Genomic DNA, 19,966 nt, shown 5'->3' with positions numbered 1-19,966 from the left:
TTCCACCCTACGCCAGCCCAACCCCCGCGACGCTCCGCCCCCTCTCCCTCCGGGAGAGGGCTGGGGTGAGGGTGCGGCTCCGCACGGAGCTACCGACCTGCGCAGGACTCCGTAGGGTGGATGACGGCGCAGCCTCATCCACGACGGCACGGTACCCGCGTGCAAAACGCTCCGCGGTTTTCCACCCTACGCCAGCCCACCCCCCCGCGCCGCTCCGCCCCCTCACCCTCCGGGAGAGGGCTGGGGTGAGGGCCGCTCCAACCACCTCACCCCCGCACAACCGCCCTGCCCCGGCCATCTTGACCGCCCCGCGGCCCCGTGCGAGCTTCGGTGCCCTTTCCCCTGCCCTGGAGGTTCGTCATGTCGGGTATTCGCTGGCTCGCCCTTCCGCTCTTGAGCATCGCCCTCGGCGCCCAGGCCGCGCCGGCGCCGCTGCCGGCCCTGCTGGACGCCATGGCCCAGCGCCTGACGCTGGCCGATGGGGTCGCCCGCAGCAAGCACGACAGCGGCAAGCCGGTGCTGGACGAGGCCCGCGAGCGCCAGGTGCTGGAGGACGTCGCCCAGGCCGCGCCCGCAGCCGCCGTCTCCCCGGCCACCGCCCAGAGCTTTTTCGCCGCCCAGATGGAAGCCAACAAGCTGGTGCAATACGGCCTGCTGCAGGCCTGGCGGCGCCACGAACGGCCGCTGCCCGCCAAGACGACGGACCTGACGGCGCTCAGGACCCAGCTGAACGACCTCCAGGCCAGGCTGCTCGCTGGTCTCGCCGCCACTAGCGAATTGCGCGCCGCCGCGGACTGCCCGGCAGAGCTGGACCGCGCCCTCGCCGCCCACCTCGCCGCCGCGCGCCCCGATGACCTCCACCGCCTGGCGCTGGTGCGGGCGCTGGGCGATTTCTGCGCCCTGCCCCGCTGAGCGCCTGTGCATAATCGGCGGTACGGCGACCGAATCGCGTTGAATCCGAGGATCCCCCATGCACATCCTGCTGGTCGAAGATGACGCCACCCTGGCCGACGGCATCCGTCGCGTCCTGGAAGGCCATGGCATGCAGGTCGACCTCCTGCGTAACGGCGCCGAGGCCGATGCCTGGCTGCGCACCACCCGCTTCGCCGTGGTGGTGCTGGACATCGGCCTGCCCGGTGGCCTGGACGGCTTCGAGGTAGTCCGCCGCCTGCGCCAGCGCGGCAGCGACCAGCCGGTGCTGCTGCTCACCGCCCGCGACGCCATCGACGACCGGGTGCACGGCTTCGAGGTGGGCGCCGACGACTACCTGGTCAAGCCCTTCGCCGTGCCCGAGCTGGTGGCGCGGATCAAGGCGCTGGTGCGTCGCGCCGGTGGCCAGAACAGCGCCGACCTGACCCTCGGTGTCCTGCGCCTGGACACCGCCGCCCACCAGGCGCGCCTCGGCGACACCGCGCTGGATCTCTCGGCGCGCGAGTGGGCGGTGCTCGAACACCTCTTGCGCCAGGCCGGCAAGGTGGTCTCCAAGCAGCAGATCATCGACGCCCTGGCGCCCTGGGGCAGCGAAGACCTGACCCACAACGCCGTGGAGGTCTATGTCTCGCGGCTACGGCTGAAGCTGGCCGACTCCGGGGTCGGCATCCGCACCGTGCGCGGCTTCGGCTATCGCCTGGAAGAAGCCGCGCCATGACCGCCACCGCGCCCAGCCTGCGCCGGCGGCTGCTGAAATGGCTGGTGCTGCCGGTGCTGCTGGTCAATCTCGGCGGCGCCGTGGTCAGCTACCAGTTCGCCCGCAAACCGGCGTTCAGCGCCCTGGACGGCGATCTCACCGACGCGGCGATCCTGTTGCTCGAACAGCTGGAGGTGGACGGCAATGGCCGCCTGTGGCTGCCGACCGAAGCCGACTACCTGCTGCGCCACAACAGCCACGACCACGTCTGGCTGGCGGTGCGCAGCCTCGACGGCCAGTTGCTGTTCGGCGATGGCGCCATGCCGGTCCAGGAGATCACCGACGAGATGCGCGACGGCCATACCACCGCGCTGCGCACCCGCATCAACGACCGCTCGGTGTTTATGGTCGGCCGCCTCGGCGAGGTGGCCGGGCAACCGGTGGTGGCCAGCGTGGCCCAGACCCTGAGTCGCCACACCGCCGCCCTGCAGCGCATGGTGCTGACCCTGGTGGCGGTGCAGATCCTGGTCGCCCTGCTGATCGCCGCCCAGCTGCTCTGGGCGGTGCGCCGCGGCCTCAAGCCCCTGGAACGGCTGGAGCGCCAGCTCGACAGTCGCCACTACGATGACCTGGCGCCGCTGCGCGAAGAAGGTGCGCCCCGCGAACTGGGCACCTTCGTCACCGCGCTCAACGGCCTGCTGCTGCGCATCCGCGAGGGCGCGCGCAACCAGCGCGCCTTTCTCGACGACATGGCCCACCAGTTGCGCACCCCGCTGGCCGGCATCAGCACCCTGACCCAGTGGTTGCGCCAGCGCCATGCCGGCGATGCCGAAAGCGCCGCGGCCCTGGCGCAACTCCAGGCCGCCACCGAGCGCATGACCCGCCAGACCAACCAGTTGCTGACCCTGGCCCGCGCCGCCACCGCACGGCTGGAGAGTCCGCCGCGCGAGCCCCTGCGGCTGGACGAACTGATCGGCGAAGCCATGCCCAGCCAGCTGGCCCAGGCCGATGGCCACGGCATCGACCTGGGCTACGAACTGGAGCCGCAGACCGTGCAGGGCAACGCCTTCCAGCTGCGCGACCTGCTCGACAACCTGGTCGACAATGCCCTCAGATACACCCCGCGCGGCGGTCAGGTCACGGTCCGCCTGCGCGGCCAGGCCGGGGCGACGGTGCTGGAGGTGGAAGACGACGGTCCGGGCATCCCCGAGGCGGAGCGCGAGCGGATCTTCGAGCGCTTCTATCGCCTCGACAGCGGCATCCACGGCACCGGCTTGGGCCTGGCCATCGTCCGCGACATCGCCACCGCCCACGACGCCGGCATCGAACTGGCCACCGCCACCGGCGGCCACGGCCTGCGCGTGGCTATCCACTTCCCACCCCTGGTCATGCCGCCGGCGGAGGCACCGTAGGTTGGGCTGAGCGCAGCGAAGCCCAACACGCCAGAGCCCTGTCCTACCCCTCACCCCAACCCTCTCCCCGAGGGAGAGGGAGCCGTGCGGCACGGAACTAAATCCCGGTGCTCTGCCCTATCCCCGCCACCCCGGATTCTCCAGCAGCACCGCCATCCCCTGCCCACCGCCGATGCACACCGCCGCCACCCCGTATCTGAGCCCCTCGGCGCGCAGCTGGCGGGCCAGGGTGATGGCCAGGCGCAGGCCGGTGGCAGCCAATGGATGCCCCAGGGCGATGGCCCCGCCGTGCACATTGAGTCGCGTTGGATCCAATTCCAGGGCCTGCTGCACCGCCAGCAGCTGGGCGCCCTGGGCTTCGTTGATCTCCAGGCGGTCGATGGCCTCCAGCCTGAGGCCGGTGCGGTCGAGCAGGCCCTGGATGGCCGGCACCGGGCCGCTGCCCATGACGTCCGGCGACACCCCCACCACGCAACTGCCGCGCACCCAGGCCAGTGCCCGCTCCGGTGCGGCATCCGCGCCCCGTGCCAGCAGCACGGCGGCGGCGCCGTCGGCCACCGCGCAGCTGTTGCCGGCGGTCTGCACCCCGCCCGGATGCACCGGCGCCAGCCGTGCCAGCGCCTCCCGCGAGGTCTCCCGCGGATGGCTGTCATGCTCGACCACCGCGCAGCCCCGCGGCAGGCGCAATTCCCGCGGCGCCAGGCCCGCGCGCTCGAAACGCGCCGCCGCCACCGGCACGATCTCCTCGCGAAACCAGCCCTGGCGCTGGGCCGCCAGGGCCCGCTCGAAACTCCGCAGCGCCCAGGCATCCACCGCCTCGCGGGCGAGGCCATGGCGCTGCGCCAGACGCTCGGCGGTGGCGATCATGTCCAGGCCGGCCGCCGGGTCCTTGAGCGCCTCCCAGAGAAAGTCGTGGAATTCCACCGGTGCGCCGAGGCGAAAGCCGCTGCGGTGGGTATAGGCGGCGATGGGATTGCGGGTCATGGACTCGGCCGCCACGCACAGCACCCGGCTGGCCTGGCCGCTCTGCAACTGATCGCCAGCCTGGCGCAGCAGCTCAAGGCCGGTGCCGCAGACCCGTTGCACCTGCAGCGCCGGCACCGCCTCGGGCACCCCGGCATAGAGGCCGATATGGCGTGGCAGCAGATAGGCATCGAAGCTGGCCTGGGCCACCGAACCGGCCAGCACGGAATCCACCGCACTGGCCTCATGCCCGCGCGCCAGCAGCGCCCGCGCCACGGCGATGCCCAGGTCGGTGGGCGATACCTGCCCAAGGGCGCCATTCAGATCGGTCCAGGGCGTGCGCACGCCATCCAGCAGCAGGACATCGTCGTAGAGCGCACTCATTCCGGTGGGCATCGGGTACTCCTCTATTGCAGCAGGTAGGCGTCGTAGACCACCGCCTTGCCCAGGCGCATGGCGCTGCCCACGCCCAGGGCGCGGTTGAGCCAGGCATAGGCCGGTGCGGCGGTCTCGAAGGTCAGGGTGACGCGAAAGAAATAGCGCCGGGGATCCACCGGCTTGCCGGCGGCCAGCTCGCGCATCACCTCCGGCGGGCCGTAGCGATAGCCCTTGGTCTGCAGATAGATCAGGGCGCCATCGTCGGTCTGCAGCAGATAGCGGGTGTCGATGATGGCGAGACCATCGGCGGTCACCACCTGCCAGTCGGCGCCGTTGTCGAGGATCCGTCCATGCAGGCGCTGGCCGTCGAAACGGCCGCCGGTGATGGGGATGATGCGCCGCTTGCCCAGGTCACTGGTCTGGCCCAGCTCCCAGACCGGAGCGTCGAGGGCCACCTCGAAGCGCGCCAGGGGTTCGAGCTGCAGCGGCGGAGGCGTGGCGGTGGCCGGATCGCCGTCCATGGTGGCCGCCCGGGCCAGGCCAGTCAGCGTCAGCAGGGTGACGAGCAGCAGACTACGCATGGCGAGGCGCCTCCGCGCGGGTTGCAGCCGCCGGCACCGGCGCTCGCCGGTGCAGCAGGGCCAGCACCGCGCCCGCGGCCACCAGCACCGCCGGGGTGGTGGCCACCACCAGGGTCGCCGCGCCTCCACCCAGGGCCAGGACCTGGCCCGCCAGCAGCGGTCCGGCCATGGCGCCCAGGCGCCCGACCGCCACCGCCGCACCGGTCCCGGTGGCCCGTACCGCCGCCGGATAGAGTTGCGGCGCCAGGGCATAGAGCACCAGCTGGCCACCGACCACGAACAGCCCGGCGGCGAAACCGGCCAGGGCCACCAGCGGATAGGCCTTGGCCAGCCCCAGCCCGGCGAGGCCGAGCAGGATGCCCAGGTAGATGGCCAGCACCGTCAGCCGCGGTCGCCAGCGATCCATGAGCAGGCCGAACAGCACCGAGCCGATGCCGCCGCCCAGGTTGAAGAGGATCTGCACACCCACCGCCTGGCCGCGGCTGAAGCCCTGCCCCACCAGCAGCGACGGCAGCCAGTTGAGCAGCATGTACATCACCGTGAGGGTGAAGAAGTAGCCCAGCCACAGCAGCAGGGTGGTCGACAGCGGAATGGCGCCGAGCCAGGCCCCGCGCGGACCACCCGCCTGAGTCTCGCCTCGACTGCGCAGAAAGCCGGCGGTCTCCGCCAGGTAACGCCCGAGCAGCGGCGCCACCAGCAGCGGCGCCAGGCCGCCGACATAGAACACCGTCTGCCAGCGGCCGACGTCCAGCAGCCCCACCACCGCCGCCAGGGCGCCACCGAGGGGCACGCCGCAGTACATCAGGCTGACCGCGGTGGCCCGGGCGCGCTCGTCCACCGATTCGGCGGACAGGGCGATCAGGTTGGGCAGCGCGCCGCCCAGGCCGATGCCGGTGAGCAGCCGCGCCAGCAGCAGACTCTCCAGATTCCAGACATGGGCGGTGGCCACCGAGAAGACGCCAAAGATCAGCACGCAGGCGATCAGCACCCGCTTGCGGCCGATGCGATCGGCGCACCAGCCACCGATGAAGGCGCCGGGCAAGAGGCCGAGGATGCTGGCGCTGAACACCAGGCCCATCTGCCCCGGCTGGAAGCCAAAGGCCTTGGCCATGGCCGGGGCGGCGATGCCCATGGCCTGGAGGTCCATGCCCTCCAGCAGGGCGACGATAAAGCACAGCAGCAGGGTCAGGCGGGCCCCGGGCGGGGCGGTCGAGAGCAGGCGCATGGTGGACTCCTCAGAAGCGGAAGGTGGTGGCGGCCATCAGGAAGCTGGTGTCGTCGCCATCGGCCTGGCGCACGGCGGCGCCGGCCTGGAAGTAGCTGTATTCCAGGTCCAGGGTCAGGTTGGCGGTGGGCATCCAGCGCAGGTTGTTGCGCCAGAGGGTGCCGGCCTTGCGCGCCGAGCTGGCGGCGGTGCCCGGCACCGTGGTCATGCCCGGCAGGTAGACGCCGTCTTCGGTGCTCTGCCGCCAGACGCCGAACAGCCCGCTCTCCAGCTGCAGCGTCGGTCGCGGCGCCAGGGTCAGCAGCGGGCCGACCAGATAGAGGTTGGCCAGGGTGGTGAGCCCGGAGTCGCCATAGAAGCCGTTCTTGGGAAAGAGCGGATCGAAGGTGCCGACGCGGTCGTCACCCAAGCCGTGATCGCCGCTGGCGGCGTCCACCCGCAAGGCCAGCCGCGGCTTCCAGGCGCCGCCCAGGCGATAGCCGGTTTCGCTGCTCAGGCCCCAGGCGCGGATCTGGGCGCCGGCCAGATGCCCGCCCTGCCCGGCCAGGTCCCAGCTCCAGTCCCAGGGACCGGCGTTGCCGAACAGGCGGAAGCCGGCGGTATAGCGCTTTTCCGCGCCGGTCAGGCCGTCCAGGGTGCGCTGGTCGGTCTCCAGGCCGAAGCCGTAGACGTCGAGCTTGAGCGGCCCGGTCAGCGGCAGGATGCCATAGAGGCCATAGAACTTGACCGCGTTGTTGGAGCCGTCGTCGAAGCTGTCTTCGCCGGTCACCACGGGCCGCAGGCCGAAGGCGTCCAACCGGTAGCCGTCCGGACGGGTCCAGGCCAGGCGCAGGCCGTCGAAGTTGAGGCGAATGTTGCGCGCGTCGCGGTAGGTGACGAAGGCCTGGTTGCCGTAGCCCAGCTCCTGGCGACCGATGCGGGTCATCAGCTTGCCACCGGCCAGCGGTGTGTTGAGGTCGATGAAGGCCTGGTGCAGCTCGGTGCGGCTCTGGTCGTAGGGACCATAGAGCGCCTTGTTCCAGGCACGGGTGTTTTCCAGCTGGACGAAGGCGCGCACGGCGTCATCGAACAGGTGCAGATCGGCGTGCAGTTGCAGGCGCTGCTGGATGTAGTGATCGGTATCCACCCCACGCCGGCCAAAGACCGGATTGCGGATGGTGTCGAAGCGGTAGCGCGCCTCGCCACCGGTCTGCAGCCAGGCCGAGTCACCGAGGCGCTGGTAGCGCAGCCCGTCGAAGGGATCGGTGCGCTTTTGCGGATCGTCGAGGAAGCGATAGTCCTCGGCCCAGCGCGGCGGTCCGGGCGGCAGGGGACGCGCCGTCTCCAGGCTGTTGAGCGGCTTGGGACGGGCGCTTTCCAGGGTGGTGGAAGGCGCGGCGGCAAGGCCCTGGCTGGCGAGCAGGGAGGCGAGAGCGGTAAAGGCGAGGCACGAGCGAGCCCGTGCGCAGGCCGGAAGCGAGCGCGAAAAAGACATGAGATGACCGTCCTGACTGAGGATGCGGAAGGCGCCGCGGGGGCGCGCGGATCAGGGCCTAGCGGGCGCGGATCGGGTAGCGGTCAGGCGGGAGGGTGGTTGGATAGCGAGCTGACATGGCGGGTGTCCCTTTGTTGTTGTTGTCGTCACCGTGGGGGCCGGGTGGCCCTGGTTCGATGATGGTCGATGGCAGAAATGGATCAAGCCATCCAACCCGAATCTGGCCGATTACCGAACGTTATATTTATTAACTTTATGCCTGCAGGATGACCGGTTATCCGGGTCTCGCAACGTCTTCTGTATCGCGCTTTGTAACAATGCCCGCCCTCGAGGGGTCCATCAGGAGGCCCGTACGGGTTAAGGTTCCTTCTCTCACGATCGAAAAGGCGAACTCATGAGCTTCAAGACTCCCCTCCTGCTGGCTGGCGCCGCGCTCTTCACCCTGCTGGCCGGTTGCGGCTCGCACGAAACCCAGAGCAGCCCGGCGGCCGCCTCCTCGGCCCCAAGCGGCGCCGTCAGCAGCAGTGGCCGGTGCAACTCCGACGCGGTCCAGGATCTGGTCGGCAAGGCCCTCTCCCCGGCCCTGGCCGAAGAAGGCCGGCAACGCGCCGGTGCCCAGGTCGTTCGCGTGGTCCGTCCGCAGGACCCCATGACCATGGACTTCAACTCCCAGCGCCTGACCATTACCACCAGCGCCAGCCTGGTGGTGCAGACCGCCACCTGCGGCTGATCCCCGTCGCGCCCCACGACCTGCCGACCCCGGTCGCGCAGGTCGGCGCCTGCCGCTAGAGGCCGAAGCCCTGGCGCAGGGCCGCCACGCTGTGGAAGTGAAAGGCCGGGCGATGGCGCTCCAGCTCTTCCCGGCTGCCGAAGCCATAACCCAGGGCCACCGCCGCCACGCCGTTGGCCCGGGCGGCGATCAGGTCGTGCTCGCGGTCACCCAGCATCAGGCAGGTCTCCGGCGCCAGGCCTTCGGTGTCCAGCACGAAACGCAGCAACTCGGTCTTGTCGGTGCGGGTGCCATCCAGCTCACTGCCATGCAGGGCGATGAAGAATTCCGTCAGCGCGAAGTGCCTGAGGATCTCCACGGCGAACACCCGCGGCTTGGCCGTCACCAGATAGAGCCGCCGCCCCGCCGCCTGCAGCGCGGCCAGCAACTCGCGAATGCCCGCATAGACCTCATTCTCGTAGAGGCCGGTGGCGCGGAAATACCCCCGGTAAGCCTCCACCGCCCGCCAAGCGCGCGTCTCGTCGAAGCCGTAGTGGGTCATGAAACTCTGCAGCAGCGGCGGGCCGATAAAGACCTCCAGCCTGCGCAGATCGGGCTCCTCGATCCCCTCGGTGCGCAGCGCCACCTGGATCGCCCGGGTGATGCCCAGGCGCGAATCGGTGAGGGTGCCATCGAGATCGAACAGCAGATGGGGGTGATGCATGGGGCGTCCTGGGCGGCGAAGATCCCCGTCAGTATGGCGACCGGGGGCAGAGATCGGTAGGCTCGACCGCTCCACTGGAAATGAGTCTTGTTCGCTGATGCCGCTTTCGCCCCGTTTCGCCCGTCAGAGCACCTGGCTGGCCCTGCCGCTACTGCTGGCCCTGGCCCTGCCGGGCCAGGCGCGCCCCATCGATCAGCCCATGGACGCTCAGGTGCTCCAGCAGCCGGGCCACGGCTATGCCTTCAGCGAACTCCAGCTGGATTCCACCGACGGCGCCCGCCACTACCAGGTGTGGATCGCCCGACCCGCCACCCCGGCGCCAGCCGCCGGCTATCCGGTGCTCTATCTGCTCGACGGCAACGCCGCCCTGGGCGGGCTGAATGCCGAGTTGCTCGACACCCTGGCCAAGCGGCCCCATCCGCCCGTGCTGGTGGCGGTGGGTTACACGGGCGGCAAGCGTATCGATGGCCCGGGTCGGGCCTATGACTACACGCCCTCGGCCCCCACCAGCGAGCGCTTTCGCGAGATGGCCACCGGCGGCGCCGACGTCTTTCTCGCCTGGCTGCTGGAGCGCCTGGAGCCGGCGGTGGCCCGCCAGGTCCCCCTGGATCCTGGCCAGCGCGCGCTCTGGGGTCACTCCCTGGGCGGGCTGTTCGTCCTCCACGCCCTGCTCACCCGCCCGGACGCCTTCGCCCAGGGCTACGCCGTGAGTCCTTCGCTGTGGTGGAGTCCCACCGTGCTGCCGCAAGACGACGAGCAATTGAAGGCGCGCTTCCAGGCCCATCCGGCCCGCCTGGTGCTGCTGCAGGGCGGCGCCGAACGCGAACTGCCCGCGCACTTCCAGAGCGAGGTCCCCGCCGACGCCACCCGGCGCCTGGCCGACCGCCTCGGCCAGCTCCCCGGCATCCGGGTGCGCTACGAGGTACTCGAAGGCCTGGGCCACGGTCCCATGCTGCCGGCCTCGTTGCAGATGGTGCTGAGCGAGTGGCGCTAGTCCGCCAACCAGCGATACATCACATGGCAATCCACCAGCCCCAGGCTGGCGTGGCGATAGGCCCTGGGCAGGGTGCCGACGATCTCGAAGCCGTGCTTCTGCCAGAGCCGCACCGCCACCTGGTTGCTGGCCACCACCGAGTTGAACTGCATCGCCTGGAAGCCCAGGTCGCGGGCCACCTGCAGGGAGTGCTCGCAAAGGGCGCCGGCCACGCCCTGGCCGCGAGCGGCGGGGGCGACCATGTAGCCGCAATTGCAGACATGATCGCCTGGCCCCATGGCATTGGCCTTGAGGTAGTAACTGCCGAGCAGCTGGCCGTCGCGCTCGGCGACAAAGGTCGCCCGCGGTAGCTCCACCCAGAGGCGCCAGGCCTCGTCGCGGGTCATGTCCGGGTCGTAGGCGTAGGTCTCCCGGGCCTGGGCGACCTGCTGGATCAGCGGCCAGACCTGGTCGAAATCGGCGGCTTCGAGGGGGCGAATCTGCATGGGTGACTCCGGCGGACAAGGGAGCCGCCAGTGTCGCCTAGCCGAGTGTCGCTGCCAAATCACCGCCCTCTTCCAGCAGCCTCTGGGCGCCCTGGCGACAGGCCGCCAGCAATTCCTCGGCGAGGCCCTCGTCATCCAGCGCCCGTGCCAGGGCCACGCCCCCGATCAGGGTGGTGGCCAGTTGCAGCGCCCGGGCGCGCCGCTGCGCCGGCGGCCCCGACAGATCCTGCTCCAGTCGGCTGACGAAGCGCGCGAAGAAGCGGGTATAGCTGCCCCGGATGGCGGCCTCCCGGTGGGTGACGTCGGCCGCCAGAAAGGCCAGCGGGCAGCGCAAGGCTTCGCCCTCGGCATGCTCGCGACTCAGGTAATGCTCGACCAGTTGCCCGAGGCCTTCGCTACCGAGACCGTCGAGCCGGGCACTGCCGACCCGCGCGGCATGGGCGATGGCCTGGTCATAGACCTCGGTCTTGGTGCGGAAGTGGTGATAGAAGGCGCCGCGGGTGAGACCGGCATCGGCCATCAGGTCATCGAGGCCGACCGCATCGAAGCCGCGCAGGGCGAACAGGCGGGCGGCGCTGTCGAGGATGCGCTGGCGGGTCTGCTCGCGCTGATCAAGGGGCCAGGCCATGGCTACTCCAGATTATGTTCTTGAACATAAGGTCTCCTTTGCCAGCATGGAGCCTTCTTTGCAAGGAGCCTGCAGCATGACGCCCTATCTCTTCGGTCCCGCCTTCAGCACCCTGGTGCGCAGCGTGCGCCTCCATGCCCTGGAACAGGGCCTGGAGCTGCCCTGTGGCCTCGCACCCGCCGGCCAGGCCATCGCCTGGCGCAGCGAAGCCCACCTGGCGCTGCACCCCTTCGGCCAGGTGCCGGTGCTGTTCGATGGCGAGCTGCGGATCTTCGAGACCCTCGCCATCTGCCGCCATCTCGATCGTCGGCTCTCACCGGAGCGCGATGGCAACCCGGAGCAGGACGCCTGGAGCAGCGCCCTGCTGACCACCGTGGATAGCCGTCTGGTCCGCCGCTATCTGCTGCGCGTCGCCGGGCCGCGACCCGATCCCTTCCGCACGTCGGAGGACGAGCAGCGCGCCCTGGCCGACGTCGATGCGACCCTGGCCGTGCTCGATCGCCAGCTGGGCGACCAGAGCTTTCTCTGCGGCGCCGACTTCAGCCTGCCCGACGCCCTGCTGGCGCCCATGCTCGACTATCTGGAGCCCCTCCCCGACCTCCACTGGCAGACGACCTGGCCCCGCCTCGCCGCCTATCTCGACCGCTTGCGCGCGCGACCCTCCGGCCAGGCGATCCTGGTGGCGACCGACTTCAAGCTGCGCTGAGCCCAGGTTAGCTACCGGTGATCCCCTACCTCACCCAACACACCGCAACCATCCCCTCTCCCCCCGGGAGAGGGTCAGGATGAGGGCCCACCCGCCACCCCTCCCTACCTGCTAGCCTTGGAAGCTCCTCCCCCGCCCAAGGACCGCCCATGACCACCATCCGCCCCATCGCCCTCGTCACCGGAGCCTCCCAGGGCATCGGCCGCGCCGTCGCCCTCGGCCTGCTGCAGGACGGCTTTCGCGTGGTCCTCGCCGCCCGCCGCGCCGAACCCCTGGAGGCCCTCGCCGAAGAGGCGCGGCAACAGGGCGGCGAAGCCCTGGCGGTACCCTGCGACGTCACCGATGCCGCCAGCGTCGAGGCGCTGTTCGCTCGCATCCGCGAGACCTACGGCCGCCTGGACCTGCTGTTCAACAACGCCGGTGTCGGCGCCCCGGCGGTGCCCATCGACGAGCTGGAACTGGACGCCTGGCACCGGGCGGTCAACACCAACCTCACCGGCGTCTTTTTCTGCAGCCGCGCGGCCTTCGCCCTGATGCGCGCGCAATCGCCCCGCGGCGGGCGCATCATCAACAACGGCTCGATCTCCGCCCACACGCCACGCCCCTTCAGTGCGCCCTACACCGCCACCAAGCACGCCGTGGCCGGGCTGACCAAGGCCCTGGCCCTGGACGGCCGCGCCTTCGACATCGCCTGCGGCCAGATCGACATCGGCAACGCCGCTACCGAGATGACCGAGCGCATGGCCAACGGCGTGCTCCAGGCCAACGGCAGCACTGCCGTGGAGCCGCGCATGGACGTCAGGCACGTCGCCGACGCCGTCCGCTACATGGCCAGCCTGCCGCTGGACGCCAACGTCCAGACCCTGACGGTGATGGCGACCAAGATGCCCTATGTGGGGCGGGGCTGAGGGGTTCCACGTGGAACCCCAATGGGCTGCCAAGAGGGCGGTGAAAGCCATTCCTTCTGCCGCCTCGCATGAAGATGATTTCTAAGCTGCCGCGGAGGCAGCTTAGAAGACTCAGCCCGTCGTTGGCGAGCCGGTGTCACGGTTCACTGCTGTATAGGCAGCATTAGAAAATGCCGGGTTTTTCCAAGGTGCGTAGCGATAGGTTCACTGCCGTGCAGGCAGCTAAGAAAGCATCCCAACCCAGACTGGGGTAAGGGGGAAAATTCATTGCCGCAACGGCAGCTCACAAACTAGGACTGGGACGGTCAAGCCTCCAACGCCGCCAGTACATGCACGGGATCGTTCTTTAGCGCTACCAACAAGGCCTTCGCCGGCCCGGTAGGTTCGCGGCGGCTCTGCTCCCAGTTGCGCAACGTACCGACGTCGATATTGAGCTTTCTGGCGAACTGCGCCTGGCTCAGACCGGTATTCTTGCGGATCTGCTTGATCTGCAAGGCATCGACGTGGAATTCACGGGAAGGTTGTCGCTCACCCCGGACGATTTCGTCCATTTGGGTAACGCTTTCCATGAGGTCATCCAGGAACTTGGTCATGCTGTCTATCTCCACTTTTCGATCATGGCCTTCAGGGCTTTCCGGTCCTTGACGGAAAGGTCATCCTTCTCACTCTTGGGGTAGATCAGTAGCAGGGCAATGCGAGCATCGGCAGCGAAGTGATAGTAGATCACCCGAAAGCCGCCACGCTTGCCATGGCCACCGCTGGCGACACGGATCTTGCGTAGGCCGCCGGTATCCCTGATGACATCGCCTGCCGTCGGATTTTGCGCCAGTTCACGTTGGAAAGCGGCGTAGGCATCATCCTCAAGTAGCTCTTTGACGAGCCGAGTGAAGACCGGCGTTTCGATAAAGATCATGTCGCAATCCATGCGTCATTGGCGTACCCAATCATACGGGGGCCAACATATAAGTCAATGACGCACCACCCCCATGACGCAGCCTCCTCGGATAGCCGCGTCTCACCGTACCAAGCAACCGTTTGCCGCAGGTCTCCAGGCTATGCTTTGTGGAACCAACACCCAGGCAAGCCGGGATCGATCGGAGGAAGACAGCATGCAACCACAGGAGGTCGTAACCTTCTGGCACTCTGCCGGCAGGCGCAAATGGTTCAGCGGCGGCCCCGAGTTCGACACCGAATGCCGTACACGCTTGGAGGCAGGGCATTTCGCTGCGAGTCGTCGCGAATTCGATAGCTGGGCCGCCAGCGCCGAAGGCGCCCTGGCCCTGTGCCTGCTGCTCGACCAGATCCCGCGCAATATCTATCGCCACAGCGGCCACGCCTTCGCCACCGACGGCCTGGCCCTGCAGCACGCGCGACAGGCGATAGCCGCCGGCCTGGATCAGCAGGTCGAAGCCGAGTTGCGCGCCTTCTTCTATCTGCCGTTCGAGCACTCCGAGACCCTGGCCGATCAGCAGCGCTCGCTCGAACTGTTCGAGGCCCTGGGCATCGAGCACTATCGGCGCTATGCCGAGGCCCATCGGGAGGTGATCGCCCGCTTCGGCCGCTTCCCGCACCGCAACCGGGCGCTAGGCCGCATCAATACGCCGGACGAACAGGCCTGGCTGGATGCCGGCGGCGGTTTCTGAAGACCCAGGGTTCAGGCCAGGCGGCGGGCATCGCGGCGGATCATCTGCGGCGGTACGCCGAAGCCGCGCATGAACACCTCGCGCAGATGGCGGCGATCGCGAAAGCCGGTCTCGCGGGCGACCGTTTCCAGCGAATGACGAGTCTGCTCGATCATCAGCCGCGCCGCCTCCAGGCGCAGCCCCTCGATGGCCTTGGCCGGTGACTGTCCCGTCTCGGCGGTGAACACCCGGCTGAATTGCCGAGGACTGAGGTGGGCGACCTCAGCCAGCTCCTCGACACTCAAGGCGCGGCCCAGGTGCTGCCGGGCGTAGGCGAGCGCGGTCTGGATACGATCCGACTTGGGCGCCAGGGCCAGCAGCTCCGAATGCTGGGTCTGACCGCCCGAGCGAAATTGCTGCATCACCAGGCGATGCGCTACCGAACGGGCCACGTCCATGCCCAGGTCCTTCTCCACCATCCCCAGCGCCAGATCCAGGCCGGCGGTCATGCCGGCGGAAGTCCATACCGGACCATCGACGATGAAGATGCGGTCTTCCTCGACGCGGATCTGTGGATAGCGTTCCTGCATGGCCCGGGCGAACGACCAGTGGGTGGTGGCCCGGCGCCCATCGAGAAGGCCAGCCGCTGCCAGGGCGAAGCCGCCGGTACAGATGCCGGCGGTGCGCCGCGCCTGGGCGCCGGCCTGGCGCACGAAGTCCAGCAGCGTCGGCGATGGCTCGGTGGCCAGGGGCGTCAGGTTGCCGACGATGAACCAGGTATCGGCGCGGCCCGGCGTACCCAGGGCTTCGGTCTCCACCAGCAGTTGCTGTGAAGAACGCACTAGGCCGCCCCGTTCGGAAAAGATCGCCTGGGTATAGAAGGGCTCGCCCAGGACCAGATTGGCGAATTCGAAAACGCTCTGGGTCGCCAGCGCCATCACCTGGAAACGCTCGCCCAATACATAGCCGATCCGGTGCATGGCTGCTCCTGATGTCCTAAATCATGACTATAAGCGTCATTTGCGCCATCGACCAGCGCGCTCATCATGGCCTCACACCCACCCCGGAGACACGATGATGACCCGCTCCCCACAAGGTACTGCCCTGATCACTGGCGCCTCGTCCGGCATCGGTGCCCACTACGCCGAACAACTGGCCCAGCGCGGCTACGACCTGATCCTGGTCGCCCGGGATCGCCAGCGCCTGGATGCCCTCGCCCAGCGCCTGACCGACGCGACCCGCCAGAGCGTCCAGGTCCTGCCGGCCGACCTGGCCGACCCTGCCGCCCTGGCCGAGGTCGAGGTCGAGCGCACCCTGCGGGAAGACGCCAGCCTCACCCTGCTGGTCAACAACGCCGGGATGGGTACCCATACGCCGCTGCTGCAGAGCGATCCGGCGCAGATGCTGCGGATGATCGCCCTCAACGTCACCGCCCTCACCCAGCTGACCTATGCCGCCGTGCCCGCCTTCGTCGCCCGCGGCCGTGGCGCCATCATCAACGTCTCCTCCATCGTCAGCCTGGCGCCGGAGTTGCTCAACGGCGTCTACGGCGGCAGCAAGGCCTATGTCACGGCCTTTACCCAATCCCTGCAGCGCGAGCTGGCCGGGACCGGCGTGCGCGCCCAGGCCGTGCTGCCCGGCGCCACCGCCACCGACTTCTGGGCGCGCGGCGGCCTGCCGCTGGCGCACCTCGATCCGGAGATCGTCATGAGCCCGGCCGACCTGGTCGCCGCCGCCCTGGCCGATTTCGAGGGTGAGGTCGCCATCTCGATCCCCTCGCTGCACGACCTGTCCCGCTGGGAGACCTACGAAGCCAGTCGCCTGGCCATGGCCGACCAGTTGTCCAGCCGCCAGCTCGCCCCCCGTTATCACACCGCCCATTGATCTTGATCCCGAGAGGAGCACACCCCATGAAACTGACCGACAACACCGTCTTCATCACCGGCGGCACCTCCGGCATTGGCCGCGCCCTGGCCGAGGCCCTGCACCATCGCGGTAACCAGGTGATCGTCGCCGGTCGCCGCCAGGCGCTGCTCGACGAGATCGCCGTCGCCAATCCTGGTATGGATACCGTGCTGCTCGACATCGGCGACCCGGCGCAGATCAAGGCCGTCGCCGCCGAAGTCATCGCCCGTCACCCCGGTCTGAACGTGGTGATCAACAACGCCGGCATCATGCCCTTCGACGATGCCGGCGCCGGCGATCTGGACGATGCCCAGGCGGTGCAACTGGTCACCACCAACCTGCTCGGCCCGGTGCGGGTGAGCGCCGCCTTCATCGAGCACCTCAAACGGCAGCCGACGGCAACGCTGATCAACAACACCTGGGTGCTGGCCTTCCTGCCGCTGGCGGCCACGGCGCTCTACTCGGCCACCAAGGCGGCCCTGCACTCCTACACCCTGTCCCAGCGCTTCCAGCTGCGCGACACCTCGGTGCAGGTGCTGGAGATCGCCCCGCCGTGGGTGGACACCGACCTGGTCCACAAGAGTGGCGACAGCCGCGCCATGCCCCTCGACGATTTCATCGCCGAGACCCTGGACAAGCTGGCCACCGCCGAGACCGAGGTGCTGGTGGATCGCGTGGTGCCGCTGCGCGCCAATCCCGGTCCCCAGGAGCACGCGCTGATCAACCAGTTCAACCTCTCGCTGGTCGAGAACCCCATCCCCGTCGCCTGACCTCGGCACGCCGGCCGCCTTCTGCGGTCGGCGTGCGTTCTGGAGCCTCCCATGTCCCCACTTCCCTTGCCCGGGGCCCTGCGGCCCCTGAGCCTGGCCTACTTCGTCCAGGCGGTCGGGGCGCTGTCGGTCGTCGGCTGCCTGCAGGCGATTTCCCGCGAGTGGCACCTCAGCGACAGCCAGAGCGCCTACCTGCTCAGCCTCTTCGGTATCACCTTCGCCCTGGCGGCGCCCTTGCTGCAGATACTGCTCGGCCATTGGGCGCGGCGTACCCAGGTGCTCGGCGGGCTGCTGCTGTTCAGCCTGGCCGCCCTGCTGCTCGCCTGCGCCGCCGATTACCCGACCCTGCTGGTCAGCCGGGTGCTGATGGGTGTGGGCGCCGGTTTCATCGGTCCGGTGCTGGGCGCGCTGGGCGCCGGTCTGGTCAGCCGCGAGCAACAGGGCAGCGCCATCGCCACGGTGCTGCTAGGGCTGAGCCTGGCCAGCCTGGTGGGTCTGCCGCTGAGCGCCTGGGTCGCGACGGCCCTTGGCGTGCGCCCGCTGTTCGCCGGCATCGGCGGACTGGGGCTGCTCACCGCCTGGCTGATCTTCAGGCAGGTGCCCGATCGGGTCCCGGGCGAGCGCATCGCCCCGGCCGTGGTCGCGCGGCTGCTGACCACCGCCCACTCGCTGCACGCCTTCCTGGTGGTGTTCTTCATCGCCGCCGGGGTGTTTTCCACCTACGCCTTCCTCACCCCCATCGTGCGCCAAGACTTCCACGGCAGCGTCGCCGATGTCTCCCTGGCACTCGCGGTGCTGGGTATCGCCGGGGTGCTGGGCAATCTGCTGGTGATCCGCGCCGCCCGCCGCTTCAGTGCCGAGCGGCTGCTGCTCGGCGGCCTCCTGCTACTGGCCCTGGCGCTCTCGATCCTGGCCCTCGGCCAGGGCCGCTTCGTGGCGCTGCTCCTGGGCCTGGTGGTCTGGGCGTTGGCCACCGACATCCTCTGGCCGTCCCAGCAGAGACGTATCCTCGAACAGCTCGCCGAGGTACGGGGCATCGCCCTGGCGCTGACCGCCTCCTTCATGTTCTGCGGCATCGGCGTCGGCACCTTCGTCGCTGGGCAGGTCTATCCCCGCCATGGCTTCCAGGGACTGCTGCTGACGTCGCTGGCTTTCCTGCTGCTGGCGCTGTTCAGTCTGCAGCGCTCCAGGCGCACGGCGACCGCGCCGCCGCTGCCGGCCTGACCCGGCCATGAAAAAGGCCCCTGACCGGGGCCTTTTTCATGCTCAGGCGGCGGGCGGAAAATCCACTTCGGTTGCCGCCAGGTTGTTGAGGTAGTTGGTCAGGGTCAGCAGGCTGACCTGCGCCACCACCTCGACGATCCTGGCATCATCCAGACCGGCTGCGCGGGCGGCCTGCAACTGCTCGTCATGCAACTGGCCACGCTGCTCGGTCACCTCCCGCGCCAGGCGCGCCACGGCGCTGAGCGTACCCGCCCGGGCGGCGGTCAGCTCCGCAGCGGTCAGGCCGGTCTTGCCACCGAAGAATTCATGGGCCGCCAGGCAATAGTCGCAACCGTTGACCGCCGAGGCCGCCAAGGCCACCACCTCGCGCTCCTGGGCGCTGAGTCCGCTCCTGCCCAGCGCCTGGGCCAGCGCCAGATAGCCTTTGAGCGCTGCCGGCGAATGCGCCAGGGTTGCGAAGGCGTTGGGTAGGAAACCGAGGCCCTTCTGGATGCCCTGCAGGGCGGTTTGCGCCTCGGCGGAAGCCTGGTCGAGGGTAAGGGGGGCGATACGGGTCATGAGGGTGCTCCTTGGGTTGCGGCCTGGTCATCAGGCGTGGAACCAGATTAGGCAGGGCGACTTGACGCCTGGACGCCCAGCGTCCAAACATCGCGACAGATCGTCCAAATCGGTACCTCGTCCATGGATCGCCTCGCCGTCTTGCTCGACCACTTCGCCTTCACTGCGGACAGCTACCACCAGGGCGCCTTCTGTGGCGTGAGCCGCCATGCGGACGGTGAAGCCACCGGCCAGGTCCACCTGCTGCGCGGCGGACGCCTGAGCTTCGCAACCGCACGGGGCGAGCGGCAGGACCTGGTCGAGCCCAGCCTCATGCTGGTGATCCGTCCGCGCGCGCATCAGCTGAGCACCCCGGACGATAGCCCTGCCGAGCTGGTGTGCGCCTCGCTGGCCTTTCGCGGTGGCCCGGATAACCCGCTGACCCGCGCCCTGCCGGATTACCTGGTCAGTCCACTGCGCCAGCTGCCAGGTCTCGCTGCCAGCGCCGACTGGCTGTTTGCCGAGGCCTTTGGCAACGACTGCGGGCGCGGCCTGGTGCTCAACCGCCTGTTCGAACTGATGATCATCCAGCTGCTTCGTCAGCTGCTGACCCGCCCCAGCGCCACGCCTGGCATGCTCGCCGGCCTGGCGGATCGCCGGCTCGCGCGTGCCCTGACCGCCCTGCACGAACGGCCCCAGCAAGCTTGGACCGTAGCCGAGCTGGCGGGCCTGGCCGGCATGTCACGCGCGGGTTTCGCCGCACATTTCCAACGTGTCGTCGGCAGTGCCCCAGGCGACTACCTCACCCGCTGGCGCATCGCCCTGGCGCAACAGCGCCTGCAGCAGCGCCGCCCCCTGGCGCTGATCGCCGACGAGGTCGGCTACGAAAGTCCCTCGGCCCTGGCCCGCGCCTTTCGCCGCATCATTGGCGCGAGCCCGACCGAATGGCAGCGGGCACAGGCCTAGGTGTGTAAACCCAGTACGTTATTCAGTGGCAACGGAGCGCGACTGATTGGCGGTTGGTAGTTGAGGCTGGAATGTGGCCTGTGCCAGTTGTAGTGATGCAGCCACGCGGGTAAGTGCTGGGCGCGTTG

24 protein-coding genes are annotated in these 19,966 nt (G+C 69.1%); 12 read left to right on the top strand and 12 right to left on the bottom strand.

Features of this window, described 5'->3' with window-relative positions:
* Positions 1-360: 360 nt before the first annotated feature.
* From CFE50_RS00120 to CFE50_RS00110, 3 genes are read left to right on the top strand one after another with little or no spacing between them, the layout of a single operon-like run.
* Entirely contained in the window at positions 361-912 is a 552-nt protein-coding gene (locus CFE50_RS00120; protein ID WP_286729368.1) for a chorismate mutase, read from the top strand.
* A gap of 58 nt (positions 913-970) precedes the next feature.
* A complete protein-coding gene (locus tag CFE50_RS00115) occupies positions 971-1,648 on the top strand; it encodes a response regulator transcription factor (protein WP_241807515.1) in 678 nt (225 codons plus the stop codon).
* Positions 1,645-3,039, top strand: coding sequence for a sensor histidine kinase (locus CFE50_RS00110; protein WP_241807514.1), 1,395 nt, complete (start codon positions 1,645-1,647; stop codon positions 3,037-3,039). The genes CFE50_RS00115 and CFE50_RS00110 overlap by 4 nt, the downstream gene beginning before the upstream one ends.
* A gap of 117 nt (positions 3,040-3,156) precedes the next feature.
* Here the strand turns inward: CFE50_RS00110 and CFE50_RS00105 are convergent, their stop codons facing one another.
* Genes CFE50_RS00105 through CFE50_RS00090 form a run of 4 tightly spaced genes read right to left on the bottom strand, consistent with a single transcriptional unit; the run spans position 3,157 to position 7,660 of the window.
* Complete coding sequence (locus CFE50_RS00105; protein ID WP_502694666.1) at positions 3,157-4,386, bottom strand: thiolase family protein; 1,230 nt, start codon at positions 4,384-4,386, stop codon at positions 3,157-3,159.
* 23 nt (positions 4,387-4,409) lie between these two features.
* Positions 4,410-4,961 carry a DUF3237 domain-containing protein gene (locus CFE50_RS00100; protein ID WP_286729358.1) on the bottom strand — a complete coding sequence of 184 codons (552 nt, stop codon included), beginning with the start codon at positions 4,959-4,961 and terminating at the stop codon, positions 4,410-4,412.
* Positions 4,954-6,186, bottom strand: a complete 1,233-nt coding sequence (gene mhpT / locus CFE50_RS00095) for a 3-(3-hydroxy-phenyl)propionate transporter MhpT (protein ID WP_286729355.1) — start codon at positions 6,184-6,186, stop codon at positions 4,954-4,956. The genes CFE50_RS00100 and mhpT overlap by 8 nt, the downstream gene beginning before the upstream one ends.
* Before the next feature lie 10 nt (positions 6,187-6,196).
* Entirely contained in the window at positions 6,197-7,660 is a 1,464-nt protein-coding gene (locus tag CFE50_RS00090; protein WP_286729352.1) for an alginate export family protein, read from the bottom strand.
* 394 nt (positions 7,661-8,054) lie between these two features.
* On the opposite strand from CFE50_RS00090, the gene CFE50_RS00085 reads away from it, so the two are divergent.
* Complete coding sequence (locus CFE50_RS00085; RefSeq protein WP_007160277.1) at positions 8,055-8,390, top strand: I78 family peptidase inhibitor; 336 nt, start codon at positions 8,055-8,057, stop codon at positions 8,388-8,390.
* 55 nt (positions 8,391-8,445) lie between these two features.
* Here the strand turns inward: CFE50_RS00085 and CFE50_RS00080 are convergent, their stop codons facing one another.
* A complete protein-coding gene (locus tag CFE50_RS00080; protein ID WP_286729342.1) occupies positions 8,446-9,093 on the bottom strand; it encodes an HAD hydrolase-like protein in 648 nt (215 codons plus the stop codon).
* 97 nt (positions 9,094-9,190) lie between these two features.
* Between CFE50_RS00080 and CFE50_RS00075 the strand changes: the two genes are divergently transcribed.
* Positions 9,191-10,087, top strand: a complete 897-nt coding sequence (locus CFE50_RS00075; RefSeq protein WP_286729339.1) for an alpha/beta hydrolase — start codon at positions 9,191-9,193, stop codon at positions 10,085-10,087.
* Here the strand turns inward: CFE50_RS00075 and CFE50_RS00070 are convergent.
* The gene (locus CFE50_RS00070) at positions 10,084-10,572 is read right to left on the bottom strand and encodes a GNAT family N-acetyltransferase (protein ID WP_241807509.1); all 489 of its coding nucleotides are present in this window, start codon (positions 10,570-10,572) and stop codon (positions 10,084-10,086) included. The genes CFE50_RS00075 and CFE50_RS00070 overlap by 4 nt on opposite strands.
* Before the next feature lie 37 nt (positions 10,573-10,609).
* Positions 10,610-11,200 carry a TetR/AcrR family transcriptional regulator gene (locus CFE50_RS00065; RefSeq protein WP_286729335.1) on the bottom strand — a complete coding sequence of 197 codons (591 nt, stop codon included), beginning with the start codon at positions 11,198-11,200 and terminating at the stop codon, positions 10,610-10,612.
* A gap of 76 nt (positions 11,201-11,276) precedes the next feature.
* On the opposite strand from CFE50_RS00065, the gene CFE50_RS00060 reads away from it, so the two are divergent.
* On the top strand, positions 11,277-11,906 hold the full coding sequence (locus CFE50_RS00060; protein ID WP_286729332.1) for a glutathione S-transferase family protein: 630 nt from the start codon (positions 11,277-11,279) through the stop codon (positions 11,904-11,906).
* 149 nt (positions 11,907-12,055) lie between these two features.
* Positions 12,056-12,814: an SDR family oxidoreductase gene (locus tag CFE50_RS00055; protein WP_286729329.1), complete on the top strand. Its 759-nt coding sequence runs from the start codon at positions 12,056-12,058 to the stop codon at positions 12,812-12,814.
* A gap of 305 nt (positions 12,815-13,119) precedes the next feature.
* Here CFE50_RS00055 and CFE50_RS00050 read toward each other — a convergent pair whose 3' ends face one another.
* Both CFE50_RS00050 and CFE50_RS00045 read right to left on the bottom strand, forming a co-directional pair.
* Positions 13,120-13,407, bottom strand: a complete 288-nt coding sequence (locus CFE50_RS00050; RefSeq protein ID WP_027598600.1) for a helix-turn-helix domain-containing protein — start codon at positions 13,405-13,407, stop codon at positions 13,120-13,122.
* 5 nt (positions 13,408-13,412) lie between these two features.
* Positions 13,413-13,727: a type II toxin-antitoxin system RelE/ParE family toxin gene (locus tag CFE50_RS00045; protein WP_286729323.1), complete on the bottom strand. Its 315-nt coding sequence runs from the start codon at positions 13,725-13,727 to the stop codon at positions 13,413-13,415.
* 196 nt (positions 13,728-13,923) lie between these two features.
* Between CFE50_RS00045 and CFE50_RS00040 the strand changes: the two genes are divergently transcribed.
* Positions 13,924-14,457, top strand: coding sequence for a DUF924 family protein (locus tag CFE50_RS00040; protein ID WP_169854642.1), 534 nt, complete (start codon positions 13,924-13,926; stop codon positions 14,455-14,457).
* Positions 14,458-14,468: 11 nt separating this feature from the next.
* Here the strand turns inward: CFE50_RS00040 and CFE50_RS00035 are convergent, their stop codons facing one another.
* Positions 14,469-15,416: a GlxA family transcriptional regulator gene (locus CFE50_RS00035; protein WP_074583442.1), complete on the bottom strand. Its 948-nt coding sequence runs from the start codon at positions 15,414-15,416 to the stop codon at positions 14,469-14,471.
* 97 nt (positions 15,417-15,513) lie between these two features.
* On the opposite strand from CFE50_RS00035, the gene CFE50_RS00030 reads away from it, so the two are divergent.
* Genes CFE50_RS00030 through CFE50_RS00020 form a run of 3 tightly spaced genes read left to right on the top strand, consistent with a single transcriptional unit; the run spans position 15,514 to position 18,335 of the window.
* Entirely contained in the window at positions 15,514-16,320 is an 807-nt protein-coding gene (locus CFE50_RS00030) for an SDR family NAD(P)-dependent oxidoreductase (RefSeq protein ID WP_286729318.1), read from the top strand.
* Between the two features lie 26 nt (positions 16,321-16,346).
* The gene (locus CFE50_RS00025; protein ID WP_286729315.1) at positions 16,347-17,111 is read left to right on the top strand and encodes an SDR family oxidoreductase; all 765 of its coding nucleotides are present in this window, start codon (positions 16,347-16,349) and stop codon (positions 17,109-17,111) included.
* 51 nt (positions 17,112-17,162) lie between these two features.
* Positions 17,163-18,335 (top strand): MFS transporter, encoded by a 1,173-nt coding sequence (locus CFE50_RS00020; RefSeq protein ID WP_286729313.1) that lies wholly within the window; start codon positions 17,163-17,165, stop codon positions 18,333-18,335.
* A gap of 42 nt (positions 18,336-18,377) precedes the next feature.
* On the opposite strand, the gene CFE50_RS00015 is transcribed toward CFE50_RS00020, so the two are convergent.
* The gene (locus CFE50_RS00015) at positions 18,378-18,893 is read right to left on the bottom strand and encodes a carboxymuconolactone decarboxylase family protein (protein WP_286729310.1); all 516 of its coding nucleotides are present in this window, start codon (positions 18,891-18,893) and stop codon (positions 18,378-18,380) included.
* Positions 18,894-19,016: 123 nt separating this feature from the next.
* Between CFE50_RS00015 and CFE50_RS00010 the strand changes: the two genes are divergently transcribed.
* The gene (locus CFE50_RS00010; RefSeq protein WP_144945668.1) at positions 19,017-19,838 is read left to right on the top strand and encodes an AraC family transcriptional regulator; all 822 of its coding nucleotides are present in this window, start codon (positions 19,017-19,019) and stop codon (positions 19,836-19,838) included.
* On the opposite strand, the gene CFE50_RS00005 is transcribed toward CFE50_RS00010, so the two are convergent.
* Positions 19,835-19,966 (bottom strand): integrase core domain-containing protein (locus CFE50_RS00005; protein ID WP_286730833.1); only part of this gene is annotated, 132 nt, incomplete at its 5' end. The genes CFE50_RS00010 and CFE50_RS00005 overlap by 4 nt on opposite strands.

The sequence above is a fragment of the Pseudomonas sp. PGPPP4 genome (assembly GCF_002256045.1).
In the GTDB taxonomy this organism is placed as follows: domain Bacteria; phylum Pseudomonadota; class Gammaproteobacteria; order Pseudomonadales; family Pseudomonadaceae; genus Chryseomonas; species Chryseomonas oryzihabitans.
Note: the sequence above shows the minus strand (reverse complement) of the source record. Positions and strands in the feature narration are given on the sequence as shown.